Source organism: Chitinibacter sp. S2-10 (assembly GCF_046530675.1).
Classification (GTDB): domain Bacteria; phylum Pseudomonadota; class Gammaproteobacteria; order Burkholderiales; family Chitinibacteraceae; genus Chitinibacter.
In genome coordinates, this window is the sequence record NZ_CP172558.1 from 2,282,091 (window position 1) to 2,296,895 (window position 14,805).

Genomic DNA, 14,805 nt, shown 5'->3' on the forward strand with positions numbered 1-14,805 from the left:
GCGACGATGTATCGTTGTAATACTATCAGAGCTGTTCGGAGCTTGCTTTGACCGAATCGAAAGAACAGGCTTGTAATCAGCCCAAGTGCCCCAATGATGCTTGGATCAATTTCAGACAGGATAATCAGTTTGACACAGGTCTCAGACCGCGATTTGGATCAGGAGTTGGTTCGACGTGCACAAGCTGGCGATCAGCGCGCGTTTGAACTCTTGGTAATCAAATATCAGCGGCGTATTGCACGATTGCTCTCGCGGCTGGTTCGTGATCCGGCCGAGCTCGAAGACGTGAGCCAGGAAGCGTTTATCAAAGCGTACCGGGCTTTGCCGTCGTTTCGAGGTGAAAGCGCGTTCTATACCTGGCTTTACCGGATTGCAATCAACACGGCAAAAAATTACCTGTCCTCATTAGGGCGCAGACCGCTGCTGACCGTCGATTATGAAGATGAGGACGGTGAAAGACTCGATAGCACGTCGCAAGTGCCTGATTTTCATACGCCAGAAACTGAACTATCAAACCGGCAGATTGTCTCTACAGTCAACGAGGCGGTTGATGCTTTGCCGGCTGATTTGCGCGAAGCAATTACTTTGCGGGAAATGGACGGCCTCAGTTATGAAGAAATTGCTTTGGTGATGGATTGTCCGATCGGCACGGTACGAAGCCGGATTTTTCGGGCGCGTGAAGCCATCGCCAGCCGATTACGCCCTTTGCTGACTGAAGTGGCCAAGGATAAGCGCTGGTAAATCAAGCCGCGTGATCGAGTGAGAAGGATGAAAAAAAATGAATGAAAAATTATCTGCCTTGATGGATGGCGAGCTGCCTGCGGCGCAATTGGACGAAGTGCTCGATGCGCTCAAAGCTGATCCGGCTTTGCTCGGCAACTGGCAGCAATGGCATCTGACCAGAGACACCCTGCAAGGACAAGCTGATTTATCGGTAGATTTCATGCCGCAATTTTCCAAACGACTGGCCGCCGAGCCTATCGTGATTGCGCCGCACCGCGGGTACAAACCCAAACGCTGGCTGGTGCCATTGTCGGCTGCGGCATCGGTGGCTTTCGTCGGTCTGGCAGTCTGGCAGTTTTCCCTGAATATCCGAGCCGTTCCGTCGCAGCAAATTTTGGCAGCACCAGAGGCGGCCAGCAAGCAGGCTTATGCCAAAGTTGATGCGGCAGAAGTTCGTGCTTATCTGGCTGCACATCATGCTGAAGTTGCCGATCCAATGGGGCGCGATGCTTTGGCAACCGTGGCGTTTGAACCGGGAGAGCAACGCTAGATGTGGATGTTCAAAGCCAAGCCGTTTGTGTGTATATGGGGGCTGTTATTTTGTGTGCTGTTTGGCGACCGGATGGCGCTGGCTGCACAGAGTGCGCCAGTTGTACCAATCGCAGAAGTGCTCGATAAGGACGCCGCATTAAAAATCCTTGAGCGTTGCGCAGATGCGGCCAAAACAGCGACCTATTCGGGGACTTACGTTTATCAGCATGGCGACGAAATGTCGACTTACCGGATGATTCATGTGCTTGATGGACATGATGATGTCGAGCGGCGTGAAGCACTTGATGGATCGCCGCGTGAATATTACCGGCAAGGTCAGCGGGTGAGCATCTACCCGGCTGATCCGCAGCAGAAAACGCTTGATCGCCGGTATACCGCAAAATTGTTTCCCCGTCAGTTGCCCGATCAGCCTGCAAAATTGCTGCAGGCTTATGGTCTGATTCGTTTGGGGAGTGAAAGGGTGGCCGGGCGTGATACGACGGTGTATCAGCTGGAGCCGCTCGATCAATACCGCTATCCGCATCGTTTCTGGATTGATGACGCCAGTGGTTTGTTATTGAAATGGGCCATGATGGGTATGCGCAAGGAGGCAAGTCAGTTATTTGCCTTCACTGATATACAGGTGGGGGGTAGTGTTGATCGCAAGCAACTCAAACCCGTGCGCGAGTTGCAATCGGTCGAAATCGAAACCAACTCCCATACGATGAGCCTGCCGCAGGAGACTCAGTGGGAAATCAAATCACCGCCAGCGGGTTTTCGTTTACTTAAGCAATCGAGCAAAGCCCTGCCGGGTAAACAGCGCAAAGTGCTTCACCATCTCTACAGTGATGGGGTCGTGACGGTATCGGTGTTTATCGAGCCGATTCATCAGCGTTTGCCGCTGGGTCTGGCACATCAGGGGGCGACGCATTTGTTTACCCGCCAAAGTGGCACCAGCCTGGTGATGGCGCTGGGTGAAGTGCCGGCCGCTACCGTCGAGGCGTTTGCAAATGGGTATAATGCGCGCTGATTGATGACCGCAGTGATTTCTCATGATTGAAACTCAAGCCCAAGTTATTCGCACCGAAGGGCCGTATGCCTGGGTGAAAGTACGCCCGCATACGCCGTGTGGCCATTGTGATCCGGAAAAAGGTTGCAAGTCGGTGGCCATTACCCGGATGTTTGGTCAGGCGCAGGATGCGTACCGGGTGAATAATCCGCTCGGTGCGCAGGTTGACGAGTTGGTTACCGTTGCGGTGGACGAGCGTGATTTATTGAAAACGGCATTTTGGGCTTATGGTTTGCCGCTGTTCTTGCTGCTGCTGGGGGCGACCATAGGCTATTGGTTTGGCAGGCAAAGCGAGTTGCTGACTTTGATCGGCGCGGTGCTTGGCTTGGCCTTGGGCTTTGCCGTTTTACGGCTTTTGCCCCAAAGTCGGGGGCAAGTCATTGCTCCTGCAATTATTGCCCGGCATCCGGCCGGTCAATCCATTAAAACCTGTGAACTGAAACGAACTCATTGATTTGCGAGGAAGGGAATATGCTGAATCGATTCTTGCTCTCTACCATTTTTTTGGGCAGTAGTTTTGCTGCACTAGCCGCTCCGGCGGGATTGCCCGATTTCACCTCGATAGTGGAAAAAGAAGGCCGTGCGGTGGTCAATATTTCAACGACTGCGTCGATGCGCGAGGAGGCCGACGGCGCGTCGGGCATCGATTCGGAAACTCTCGATTTACTGCGTCGTTTTGGTTTCCCTGTCCCACCGGGGGCTCGTGGTGGTCAGCCGCGTCAGCATCAGGCGCAATCATTGGGCTCCGGTTTTATTATCGAGAGTAACGGTTATATTTTGACCAATGCGCATGTGGTCGCCAAGGCTGATGAAATCACCGTCAAAATGGTCGATAAACGCACGTTCAAAGCCAAGGTGGTCGGCTCGGACGCACGTACCGATGTAGCTTTGCTGAAAATCGAAGCCAATAATCTGCCGAAAGTTGATCTGGGCGACGCAAATAAACTGAAGCAGGGTGAATGGGTGCTGGCCATTGGTCAGCCCTTTGGTCTGGATAATACCGTGACTGCCGGGATTGTTTCGGCCAAGGGTCGCAGCTTGCCCGATGAGAACTTTGTGCCGTTTATCCAGACCGACGTCGCGATCAATCCGGGTAATTCGGGCGGCCCGCTGTTCAATATGAACGGGCAGGTGGTCGGGATTAATTCGCAAATTTACAGCCGTTCCGGCGGTTATATGGGGCTGTCGTTCTCAATTCCGATCGATGTGGCGATGAAAGTGGCTGACGAGCTTAAAGCGAGCGGTAAAGTAACGCGTGGGCGGATCGGCGTTTCGATTCAGGATGTTAACGAAGAACTCGCGAAAAGTTTTGGTTTGAGCAAAGCGACTGGTGCCTTGCTCAATTCGGTTGAAAAAGACGGCCCGGCAGATAAAGCAGGTCTGCGTGCGGGTGATATTTTGCTCAAATTTAACGGGCAGCCGATTAGCAATTCCGGTGAATTGCCACGGATTGTCAGTGCAGTCAAACCGGGCAGCAAAGTCACCGTTCAGGTATGGCGCGATAAAGTGGCGCGCGACATGTCGCTGACAGTCGGAGAGCTGGAAGATGGCGATAAAAATACCGAAGCGCGCGAGTACAAAGGCAAAAAAGAAGACGCGGGCAAATTTGGTTTGGTGGTACGTGAATTGAATGCGCGCGAGCTCAAACAACTTGGCCTTACTGCCGGACTGCTGGTGCGAGAGGCGAATGGTGAGGCTGCCAAAGCGGGCTTGCAAGCCGGAGATGTGATTGCCGGTATTGGCGGTCAGGAAGTTAATACTGCGACACAGTTGCGCAAGCTGCTTAATGAGGTCAAACCCGGAGACTCCATTGCGCTACGCATTGTCCGCAATGGCACTTCGGCCTTTATTGCCCTCAAAGCGCCGGCAAAATGAAGTATTTGAAACTATTTGGCCGTGAATATTGCAGCCTGTGTCTGGTGATGCGCGAGCAATTGCTTGCGCAATCAGCCGGTCGTTTCGAGTTGCTCTGGATTGATATTGATGATGTGGACGAGCTGGAAGCGCGCTATGGTGAGTTGGTTCCAGTGCTGACCGACGCTGATGAAGTCGAAATCTGCCACTATCATCTTGATCAGACCGCCCTTGAGAGCAGTTTGCGATGAAGTCAGCTTGAGAGAAAAACCGTCAGCAAGCGAGCCTAAGTTGATCAATTTAGGCTAAAATCGCGGATTAACGCACAACCGGGCACGCTTCCTTTATAGCGTGCCCGATTTTTTGTCACCGAAAGACTGGCTGGACACTGGATTACCTTAGTCATGGATCATATTCGTAATTTTTCTATTATCGCCCACATCGACCACGGCAAAAGTACGTTGGCAGATCGGTTTATCCAGTTTTGTGGTGGTCTGGAAATGCGTGAAATGAGCGAGCAGGTGCTCGACTCGATGGATATTGAAAAAGAACGCGGCATTACAATCAAAGCCCAGACTGCAGCGCTCAATTACAAAGCGCGCGATGGCAAAATATATAACCTCAATTTGATCGACACACCGGGGCACGTTGACTTCAGCTATGAAGTGAGCCGCTCACTGGCTGCGTGTGAAGGTGCGCTGCTGGTGGTTGACGCCTCGCAAGGCGTTGAAGCGCAGACGGTTGCCAATTGCTACACCGCAATCGAGCAGGGCGTTGAAGTTCGCCCGGTACTCAATAAAATTGACTTGCCTGCAGCGGATCCGGATCGCGTCGCACAAGAGATCGAAGACATCATCGGCATTGATGCTAGCAGTGCAGTTCATGCCTCTGCTAAGTCGGGTATAGGCATAGAGGATATTCTGGAAGAGGTCGTCAACAAGATACCCCCTCCTAAAGGTGATATTGATGCGCCGCTCAAAGCGCTGATTATCGACTCTTGGTTTGATAATTATGTCGGCGTCATCATGCTGGTGCGTGTTGTTGATGGCGTTTTGCGTCCGAAAGACAAAATCCTGTTTATGTCATCCAAAGCTCAACACCTGTGCGAACAGGTGGGGGTGTTTACGCCCAAGTCGGTGCAGCGTACCGAATTGAAAGCGGGTGAAGTGGGCTTTGTGATTGCCGGCATTAAGGAGCTGGCGAGTGCCAAAGTGGGCGACACGATTACGACGGTAAAAAACCCTGCCGCTGAGCCTTTGCCTGGTTTTAAAGACGTGAAGTCGCAGGTGTTTGCCGGCCTGTATCCGGTTGAAAGCCACGATTACGAAAAGCTGCGCGATAGCCTGGAAAAGCTGCAACTGAATGATGCGTCATTGAATTACGAGCCAGAAGTCTCAACGGCCTTGGGCTTTGGTTTTCGCTGCGGTTTCTTGGGGTTGTTGCACCTCGAAATCGTGCAAGAGCGCCTAGAGCGCGAATTTGATATGGATCTGATTACCACGGCGCCAACGGTGAAATACGAGCTGGTACTGCGTGGTGGTGAAACGGTTCAGATTGAAAATCCATCCAAACTGCCTGATCCGTCGAAATACGACGAAGTGCGCGAGCCGATTATTACCGCGACGATTTTGGTGCCACAGGATTACGTAGGCCCCGTGATGACGCTGTGTAATCAAAAACGCGGCCAGCAAGTGAATATGCAATATCTGGGTCGCCAGGTGATGCTGACTTACGATTTGCCGATGGCCGAAGTCGTGATGGATTTCTTCGATAAATTGAAGTCTGTTTCGCGCGGTTATGCGTCGCTCGATTATGACTTCAAAGAGTTCCGCGTCGGTGATCTGGTTAAACTCGACGTATTGGTCAACGGCGAACGTGTTGATGCTTTGAGCCTGATCGTGCACCGTTCAATGAGCCAGTATCGCGGTCGTGAACTGGTCGCGAAAATGCGCGAGTTGATTCCACGTCAGATGTTCGATATTGCGGTACAGGCCGCAATCGGTAGCCAGATCGTCGCGCGTGAAACGGTGAAAGCGGTGCGTAAAGACGTATTGGCAAAATGTTATGGCGGTGACGTTTCACGTAAACGCAAATTGCTCGATAAACAGAAAGCCGGTAAAAAACGCATGAAACAGGTCGGCAACGTCGAGATTCCACAGGAAGCCTTCCTTGCCATTTTGCAAGTGTCCGATAAATAAGTAACTGGATAAACTATTCACGCAAGGCGAAGCAGCGTGGGTTGTTTGGTTTAGCACTTAAACCTTCACGGGATGAAGCATGAACTGGTTGTTAATGGGTGTGGTTTTACTGGTGTTAGGTCCAATCCTGATCGGGGCTGGAGCCAAGCATGAACGCAAGGGAAATGAGCCGCCACAGTTGGTTCAGTACGGCTATTTGTCCATCGTGGTCGGGCTTTTTATCCTGCTGGTGCAGTTTCTCTCGATCGGTACGGCGATGCTTGTTTTTGTGCTGATTACCGGCGTGGTCTGGATTCTGGATAAATGGCGCTGGCAAAAATCGCGGGGTGATCAGCCGGTGGCAGACTGGATTGAATACGGTCGTGGTTTTTTCCCGGTAATTCTGGTCGTTTTCCTGTTGCGCTCGTTTCTGGTTGAGCCATTCCAGATTCCATCATCGTCGATGCGCCCGGGGCTGGTCGTCGGTGATTTTATTCTGGTGAACAAATATGCTTACGGTTTGCGCCTGCCGGTAACGAACCATGTTTTTGTTCCGGTAGGCAAGCCGGAACACGGCGATGTGATGGTGTTTAATTATCCGGTTAATCCGCAAATCAACTATATCAAGCGTGTTGTGGGTTTACCGGGTGATACGGTTGAATACCGGAATAAAAAACTGTCTGTTAACGGCCTGCCCGTGCCCACTGAAATTGCGGGCGAACATAATTACACCGAGCAGGGTATTTATGAAGTGCGCAATCTGCAGTTTACCGAAGCCATGGGTTCGCACCGTTTTCATACTTTGAATATGGCGGATACACCGACTTTGAGTCTGTCGGAAGTCGGCGATTTTCCGGGGCGGGAAAATTGTCGCTATGATGAAAGTGGTTTTGTCTGCAAAGTACCGGAAAATCAGTACTTCGCGATGGGTGACAACCGCGATCACAGTGCGGATAGCCGTTACTGGGGTTTTGTCGATGATAAATATGTCGTTGGCAAGGCGTTCTTTATCTGGATGAATTTCAAATACCTTGACCGGATTGGTACACTGATCAAATAACAGCCCTGTATGGAGAGGAAAACTTGATGATGCAAAAGCAGAAAGGAATGTCGTTTTTTGGTTTTATTATTATTGCCATGGTCGTGGGTATGGCAGTGGTTGTCGCCTTCAAGGTACTGCCAACTTATATTGAATACTTCAATATCAAAAAGGCCATGAACACGGTAGCCAGTCAGAATGCAGGTGCAACGCCGGCCGCGATTCGTGAGGCCTATTCGAAGCACGCAATGATCAGCGATATTGAGTCAGTCGACGCACAGGGTTTACAGATCAGCCAGGTTGGTGGCAATACCACCATACAAGCGAGTTATGAAAAAGTGGTGCCCCTTGTGGCCAATATCAGTTTTCTGTTCCAGTTTGAAGTCGAGGCCAACTCTGCCTCAGCGGAATAATTTAATTTAGGAATTCATTTTGTCTGTTGTTCTACCTGCCGAGCGCTTGCAAAAAGCGCTCGGTTATATTTTTTCTGAACCCCGGCTTTTAAAGCAGGCGCTGACGCATCGTTCGTTTTCTTCAACGCACAACGAACGGCTGGAGTTTGTCGGTGATGGCATTTTGAATGCCTTGGTCGCTCGTCATTTGTATCGTGCCTTTCCTCAGTTCAGCGAAGGCGATTTGTCGCGTTTGCGTGCACACTTTGTACGGCAAGATTCGCTAGCCATTATTGCGACCGAGTTACAACTCGGTGATTATCTCTCATTGGGAGAGGGCGAGCTTAAAAGCGGCGGTCATCGCCGTCCCAGTATTCTGGCCGATGCGCTCGAAGCTGTGCTTGGCGCCATCTGGCTGGATGGTGGTTTTGATGAAGCAGCCAAAGTCGTTGAAAAGCTGTTTGCAGCGCGAGTTGCCGAAGTCAATCCTGCCGATGCGATGAAAGACGCCAAAACCTCGCTGCAGGAGTGGCTGCAGGCGCGCAAACTGGCTTTGCCGCAGTATGAAGTCCTGCGCCAGATTGGTGAGTCGCCAGATCAGATCTTTGAAGTGGCTTGCACCTGTGTTGAATTGAAAATGGCAACCAGAGCCGAAGGAACGAGTCGCCGCGCTGCCGAGCAAGAGGCTGCAGGCCGTTTATTGCATCAACTCCGGCAACAACATCCGGGCAAAAAGGTAGCGAAAAAATGACAGAAGAAATGATCAACGCATCAGGCGCAGCAGACGCCAATGGCTACCGTTGTGGTTTTGTTGCGATTGTGGGGCAACCCAACGTCGGCAAATCGACGATGATGAATCATCTGATTGGCCAGAAACTCAGTATTACTTCGCGTAAAGCACAAACGACGCGCCACCGGATTACCGGCGTTTTAACGTCGGAAACCGCGCAATTTGTTTTTGTCGATACGCCTGGTTTTCAAACCAAATACCGCAATGCCTTGAATCAGGCGATGAATCGCAGCGTCACGACGACGCTGGCCGATGTCGATGCGATTTTATTTGTCGTAGAAGCGGGGCGCTTTGGCCCGGCTGACGAAGCGGTATTGAAACTGCTGCCGCGTGATCGTCCGGTGATTCTGGTAATCAACAAGGTTGATCTGCTCGATAACGTCGGCACGATGCTGCCGTTTATTGAGAAAGTATCGGGTCAATTTAATTTTGCTGCGATTGTGCCGATTTCGGCGCAAAAATCACAAAAGCTCGACGTACTGCTTGAAGCGGTTGAGCCTTTGTTGCCAGAGTCAGTGCCGCTGTTTGCGCCCGATCATCTGACTGATCGCAATGAGCGTTTCCTCGCCTCCGAAATCATTCGCGAGAAAATTTTCCGCATGATGGGCGAAGAGTTGCCGTATGTGATGGCCGTTGAAATCGAGAAATTCGAAGAAGAAACGATGGCCAATGGCAAAGAATTGCGCCGCATTTACGCGGCGATTCTGGTCGAGCGCGAAAATCAGAAAGCCATTCTGATTGGTAAAAAAGGCGAAAAACTGAAAAAAATCGCCACCGACGCGCGCATCGATATGGAAACAATGTTCGACGCCAAAGTGTTTTTGGAAGTCTTCGTTAAAGTCAAAAGCGGTTGGGCTGACGACACACGTTTGATTCGTCAGTTTGGTTACGAGTAATTCCTGATGGCACGGGCTGGGGTAAAAGATCGTGCAGCAAAAAATCGGATCAACGATCATCCGGCCTTTGTGCTGCACCAGTATGCTTACCGCGAAACCAGCCGCTTGCTCGATGTATTTACGCGAGATCATGGTCGGCAAACGATTTATGCGCGCGGCGTACAGCGGCCGGGCTCGCAAATTCGCAGTGTGTTATTGAGTTTTCAGCCGCTTTTATTGTCATGGTTTGGCTCGGGCGAAGTCAAAACGCTGCACGCCGCCAACTGGCAGCCTGGTTTGCCGCAGTTGCGCGGCTTGCCGCTGCTATGCGCGTTCTATTTGAATGAGTTGCTGCAAAATCTGCTGGTCAAGGATGAGTCCCATCCGACTTTGTTTGTTGCCTACTTTGATGCAATCAAGGCCTTATCCAGTTGCGATGCGGCCGGACAGGGGGTTGAACCCATTTTGCGCTTGTTTGAAAAAGCGCTGCTGTCCGAGCTGGGGCTGGGCGTGGACTGGACCAAAGAAACGGGGGGCGACATTGCGATCATGCCAACGCAGCGCTATCAGTTTGCAACGCAGCAAGGATTTAGCCGCGTTCAGTCGCATGATGCCTGTCCGGGCGAGCTGATTTTACAGTTTGCCGAAAATGATATGCACAACGAGGAGCTCTGGCCTTGGGCCAAAATCTGGATGCGTCAATCATTGGCCAGCGTTTTGGGCGAGCGGGTGCTGCACACCCGGCAATTGTTACTGGATTTGCAAAGAATATAGGGTATATCAATGGAGCTCTTTATTTGTCTTGCATTGATGCCAATACATGATGGGAGTAATGAATGAAGCGGGCAATTCAACTGGGTGTCAATATTGACCACATTGCGACGGTGCGTAATGCCCGTGGCACGATTTATCCTAGCCCGGTTCTGGCTGCACAACTGGCCGAGCAAGCTGGTGCCAATCTGATTACGCTGCATTTGCGTGAAGACCGCCGCCATATTCGCGATGATGACGTGCGCTTGATTCGCTCTGTGGTGCAAACCCGCATGAATCTGGAAATGGCACTGACCGATGAAATGCTCGCACACGCGCTTAACGTTGCGCCGCACGATGTTTGTCTGGTGCCCGAGCGGCGTGAAGAGGTAACAACCGAAGGCGGTCTGGATGTGAAGCGTTACGCGCAGATTACCGGGCAATTTATCCAGACCTTGAGTGCTGCGCAGATTCGCACTTCAATCTTTATTGACCCGGATCTTGAGCAGATCAAACTGGCGCACGAGTTGGGCGCACCAGTGATTGAAATTCACACCGGCCGCTATGCGGATGCGCACAATGCGACTGAGCGCGAGAGTGAATTACGTCGGGTGCAGCACGCCGCTGATTATGCCGCGAGTCTGGGTCTGATCGTGAATGCCGGTCATGGACTCCATTATCATAATGTGCAGCCGATTGCACAGATCGACGCGATTGAAGAGCTGAATATCGGTCATGCGCTGATTGCTCATGCCTTGTTTGTCGGGCTGGAAAATGCTGTGCGTGAAATGAAGCAATTGATGATTCAGGCGCGTAATCTGCGATGAAGTGCTGAAAATGCTTGGACATAAGCGTCAATTGCCAGCTATCGTTAAAGTACTCATTCTCTTGGATGCAGAGGTGGCGCAATGATCAGCATTTCTCACGAAGCGAACTATATTCATGTTGTAATTTTTGGGCAGTTCACATTACAAGATTACAAAGAGTTCGAAGAAAACGTACTATACGACATCGGTTTTCATGGCCCTGCTCGCCTGCTGTTTGATCTGACCGAAATGACCGGCTATACGCTGGATATGGCGCTTGAGGAAATTGATTTTACCCGTAAACATGTCAACGACTTTGCCAAAGTCGCCGTGGTCACCGACGATCAATGGGTGGTCTGGTCAGTCTGGATCAATCGTGCCATCGCCGATGCCAATATCATGGTTTTTGAATCAGTCTCCGATGCTGTGGCTTGGTTCGATGAATCTGTTGTTGTGACCGACGTTATCGAATAAAAATCTGCTCAACGAGGCTGGATTAAATGCTTGATCGTATTGCTTCCCTGTTTTCAAAAGACAAGTCCCCACTGTCGAGCCTGAAGGTGGCTACACAATGGTGTAAAAATCTAGATCTGGCCGATCCTCCTACTCGCAATGCCAAAGTTCATGGCGTCGTCAGTGACTTTATTGCAGGCAACCTGCCTGCCACGCTGGAAAGCCTGCAAGCGTTGATGCTCATTGATGAGCATGTTCAGGAAGCATTTGACGCCATTTGTTATCAATATGTTTCTAATCCGCGCATGTCCAAGGAGATTGAGCAGAAGCTCTGGAAAGACGTTGTGACCTACTCTAACGATATGGTCGATGCCTATTATCGTTTTGTTCAGGCCGAATCGAATGAAGTGCTGCAGGCTCAGTTTGCGCCGTTGATGCCGATGGTATTGGCGCGTAGTCTGCGTTATCTGGCAATTCAGGCTAAATGGCACTATTTTCGCTTTGAAAAAGTACCAGTCAAAATCTGGACCGTAGCCCATCAACTGTATCGCTTATCTGAAATCGGCGGCTTTGATAGCAATCCGTTCAAGTTGTATCAGGATAGTTCTGCTGAAGTCTCATCCTGTGCCGATGAATATATCCAGATGCTGATGCTCAATACGCTTGCCAATAATAATCTGTCAGTGCGTCAGCTTGAGCTGGTTGATGGCTGGCTGGAAAAATGGTCCAAACTGATCCAGATTTCACGCAAATATGCGCCGGATCATCATCATTTTTGCGTTAATTTGCAAGCCTCATTTGGCGCACAAAAAATCAGCAATGATCTGATGGGAGAACCCTACCGATACTGGGGATTAACTGATATCGTCAATCAGGTTCAGGAAATTCTGGGTCGCTTACTGACGGGAGCAAGCTTTGCATCGCTTGATCTGGGGCCAGATGCACGAGGCCCGATCGTGACCGATTTGCTCAAGCATCTGGATGTGTTCTGGACCATGAGCATGCGCAATAACCAGATCAAGCGTAGCGAGCGTACAAAGGTTAACAAGGCGATTGATATTGTTTACGGGCTGGATCGGGTTTGTGGTTATGTCAAAGAAGATAATGACAAATTTCTGAAGCAGGGGCGTGAATCTGCTTCGCAAGTTGATTATGACGAAATCATGGACATGCGCCTGTATGGATTTGTATCCTCGCGGACCCGCTCCAAAAGTGCCGCAACCAATCCCTATGTTGTGAACAGGAAACAGCATGATTGGCACACCTGGGCCGTAGATAATGAAAGCGAAGGCGGTTATGGTTCCATATTGCGCTTCTCGGAAAATGAATGGATTCGCCCTAATTTACTATTGGGTGTGCGTCAAAGCAGCAGTGAAAACTGGCAATTGGGCGTATTGCGCCGTATTGCACGATTGAACGACGATGAGATTTCGGCTGGTATTCAGATCCTGACGAAAACGCCCGTGATGGTCGGCATGTATTCCGAGCAAAATGACCGGGTTGAAAACATGACCGTGACCGAGCTGGGTTTTACTGGTGGTCTGGAGTTACCCAACGTCAAAACAGCCTTGTATGTGCCACATCAAATCGATGGCAAGAGCGTCAATACCTTGATCATGCATTCGGCTGATTACGGCATGGACAAAATTTACCAGATTCGGGCCCGCGATAAGCGTTTCTCGGTCAGTCTTGGTGTCATGCTGGAAAAAGGCGTCGACTGGATCTGGGTGGCCGTCAATGTCTTGCGACAGGAAAATTGATTTAAAGCTGAAATAAAAAAAACCGTGCTTTTCAAGGCACGGTTTTTTTAGCTGAAAATATTTCAGGCAAACAGGACGGTCGCTGCCCAGAATAAGCCGCCGGAGAGCAAGATGGTGACCGGTAAAGTCAGCACCCAGGCAATCAGGATGCTTCTGACTGTACCCCCCTGCAAACCGCTCTTATTGGCAACCATCGTGCCGGCGACTGCGGAGGACAGAATATGCGTCGTGGAAACAGGCATACCGGTCCAGCTGGCGACGCCGATAGCGGTCGCTGCAGTAATTTGTGCGGCATTCCCTTGTGCGTAGGTCATCCCTTTATTACCGATTTTTTCACCGACGGTCAGTACAATCCGCTTCCAGCCGACCATGGTGCCCAGACCGAGCGCCAGTGCGACGGCAATAATAACCCACTGAGGTGCGTATTCAGTCGTCGTATTCAAGTCTTTGCGCAATTGATCCAGATCCGATTTTTCCTGCGAAGTCAGAATGGGTAATTTGCTGGCTTTTTTTGCCGTGTCGTCAAGACACAGCAGAATGCGGCGTACTTTACGACGCTCTTCTGCGTCGAGTTCGGCAAAGTTCTTGACGCCTTCAAGCGTGTGAATCAGTGAATTCAAGGCGGGCAAAGTCGTTGCTGGTTCGCATTTGAACAGCGTCGGCAGCGCCTGGTCGGCGCTCTGGCTTAAATCGATTTGCTGAGCAAAACGGGTTTTATTACTTTCGTAAAAGTCGCGCAGTTGGATGGCCGCATAATGTGTGCGCTCAATCTGGTAGGCCGTACTATTCATATCAACGGCAAATTTGGCTGGAGCCAGCCCGATCAGTACCAGCATCAATAGACCAATGCCTTTCTGACCATCATTCGAGCCGTGTGCAAAACTCATTCCCATTGCCGAAGCGATCAATGTCGTGCGAGTCCAGAATGGCGGATGCTTTTTGCCATCGATGTTTTTTCGCTCTTCCGGTGTGATATGCATGCGTGAATCGGGGCGCCATTTTTTCAGTGCCAAGAGCATCAGGCCCGCCATGACCAGACCGATGGTCGGAGAAATCAGCAGTGACAACAGGATGTCGATGGCTTTTTTGACATTAATGCCGGATAGCCAGTACTGATTATTGATCATGGCATTGGCGATGCCGACCCCCATGATCGAGCCAATCAGCGTGTGTGAGCTCGATGCCGGAATGCCGAAGTACCAGGTACCCAGATTCCAGATAATCGCCGCAGCCAGCAAGGCATAAACCATATACAGGCCATGACCCACGCCGACATTCAGCAGCAGGTCGACCGGCAACAGGTGAACAATTGCATACGCGACACCCAGTCCACCCAGGATTACACCGAAGAAATTGGCGATCCCTGAACCGATCACGGCCAGATGTGCGGGCATGGCTTTGGTGTAAATCACCGTCGCTACGGCATTGGCCGTGTCGTGAAAACCATTGATAAATTCATAAGCCAGAACGAAAAACAAGGCCAGTAACAGCATAATGGCTGGCCAGAATGCCATGCCGGAAAACAGGTCAAGCATGTAATGCTCGTAGAGGAGTAAAGATGGGGCGGATTATCGCAGAAAGCGGCG

Annotated in this window: 16 protein-coding genes; 15 read left to right on the forward strand and 1 reads right to left on the reverse strand. The window is 50.8% G+C overall.

The features are described from left to right. The first annotated feature begins 129 nt into the window (after positions 1 to 129). The 15 genes from rpoE to ACG2XO_RS10780 all read left to right on the forward strand — a co-directional run bounded on the left by rpoE (position 130) and on the right by ACG2XO_RS10780 (position 13,219). Entirely contained in the window at positions 130 to 741 is a 612-nt protein-coding gene (rpoE, locus tag ACG2XO_RS10710; protein WP_410497971.1) for an RNA polymerase sigma factor RpoE, read from the forward strand. Positions 742 to 778: 37 nt separating this feature from the next. Further along, positions 779 to 1,273: a sigma-E factor negative regulatory protein gene (locus ACG2XO_RS10715; protein ID WP_410497972.1), complete on the forward strand. Its 495-nt coding sequence runs from the start codon at positions 779 to 781 to the stop codon at positions 1,271 to 1,273. Beyond that, complete coding sequence (locus tag ACG2XO_RS10720; RefSeq protein WP_410497973.1) at positions 1,274 to 2,284, forward strand: MucB/RseB C-terminal domain-containing protein; 1,011 nt, start codon at positions 1,274 to 1,276, stop codon at positions 2,282 to 2,284. Between the two features lie 22 nt (positions 2,285 to 2,306). After that, the gene (locus ACG2XO_RS10725) at positions 2,307 to 2,777 is read left to right on the forward strand and encodes a SoxR reducing system RseC family protein (protein ID WP_410497974.1); all 471 of its coding nucleotides are present in this window, start codon (positions 2,307 to 2,309) and stop codon (positions 2,775 to 2,777) included. A 17-nt stretch (positions 2,778 to 2,794) separates the two neighbouring features. After that, a complete protein-coding gene (locus ACG2XO_RS10730; protein ID WP_410497975.1) occupies positions 2,795 to 4,198 on the forward strand; it encodes a DegQ family serine endoprotease in 1,404 nt (467 codons plus the stop codon). After that, on the forward strand, positions 4,195 to 4,428 hold the full coding sequence (locus ACG2XO_RS10735) for a glutaredoxin family protein (RefSeq protein WP_410497976.1): 234 nt from the start codon (positions 4,195 to 4,197) through the stop codon (positions 4,426 to 4,428). The genes ACG2XO_RS10730 and ACG2XO_RS10735 overlap by 4 nt, the downstream gene beginning before the upstream one ends. 153 nt (positions 4,429 to 4,581) lie before the next feature. Further along, on the forward strand, positions 4,582 to 6,375 hold the full coding sequence (gene lepA, locus ACG2XO_RS10740) for a translation elongation factor 4 (protein ID WP_410497977.1): 1,794 nt from the start codon (positions 4,582 to 4,584) through the stop codon (positions 6,373 to 6,375). Positions 6,376 to 6,454: 79 nt separating this feature from the next. After that, positions 6,455 to 7,414, forward strand: a complete 960-nt coding sequence (gene lepB, locus ACG2XO_RS10745; protein ID WP_410497978.1) for a signal peptidase I — start codon at positions 6,455 to 6,457, stop codon at positions 7,412 to 7,414. A 26-nt stretch (positions 7,415 to 7,440) separates the two neighbouring features. Continuing rightward, positions 7,441 to 7,806 (forward strand): DUF4845 domain-containing protein, encoded by a 366-nt coding sequence (locus tag ACG2XO_RS10750; RefSeq protein ID WP_410497979.1) that lies wholly within the window; start codon positions 7,441 to 7,443, stop codon positions 7,804 to 7,806. A 19-nt stretch (positions 7,807 to 7,825) separates the two neighbouring features. Next, positions 7,826 to 8,536, forward strand: a complete 711-nt coding sequence (gene rnc / locus ACG2XO_RS10755) for a ribonuclease III (RefSeq protein ID WP_410497980.1) — start codon at positions 7,826 to 7,828, stop codon at positions 8,534 to 8,536. Further along, positions 8,533 to 9,471 (forward strand): GTPase Era, encoded by a 939-nt coding sequence (gene era, locus ACG2XO_RS10760; RefSeq protein WP_410497981.1) that lies wholly within the window; start codon positions 8,533 to 8,535, stop codon positions 9,469 to 9,471. The genes rnc and era overlap by 4 nt, the downstream gene beginning before the upstream one ends. 6 nt (positions 9,472 to 9,477) lie before the next feature. Beyond that, a complete protein-coding gene (recO, locus tag ACG2XO_RS10765; protein WP_410497982.1) occupies positions 9,478 to 10,224 on the forward strand; it encodes a DNA repair protein RecO in 747 nt (248 codons plus the stop codon). A 74-nt stretch (positions 10,225 to 10,298) separates the two neighbouring features. Further along, complete coding sequence (gene pdxJ, locus ACG2XO_RS10770; RefSeq protein WP_410500255.1) at positions 10,299 to 11,027, forward strand: pyridoxine 5'-phosphate synthase; 729 nt, start codon at positions 10,299 to 10,301, stop codon at positions 11,025 to 11,027. An 81-nt stretch (positions 11,028 to 11,108) separates the two neighbouring features. After that, a complete protein-coding gene (locus tag ACG2XO_RS10775) occupies positions 11,109 to 11,480 on the forward strand; it encodes an STAS/SEC14 domain-containing protein (RefSeq protein ID WP_410497983.1) in 372 nt (123 codons plus the stop codon). Between the two features lie 26 nt (positions 11,481 to 11,506). Continuing rightward, positions 11,507 to 13,219 carry a hypothetical protein gene (locus ACG2XO_RS10780; RefSeq protein ID WP_410497984.1) on the forward strand — a complete coding sequence of 571 codons (1,713 nt, stop codon included), beginning with the start codon at positions 11,507 to 11,509 and terminating at the stop codon, positions 13,217 to 13,219. A gap of 62 nt (positions 13,220 to 13,281) precedes the next feature. Here ACG2XO_RS10780 and ACG2XO_RS10785 read toward each other — a convergent pair whose 3' ends face one another. After that, positions 13,282 to 14,754, reverse strand: a complete 1,473-nt coding sequence (locus ACG2XO_RS10785) for an inorganic phosphate transporter (protein ID WP_410497986.1) — start codon at positions 14,752 to 14,754, stop codon at positions 13,282 to 13,284. Positions 14,755 to 14,805: the final 51 nt, after the last annotated feature.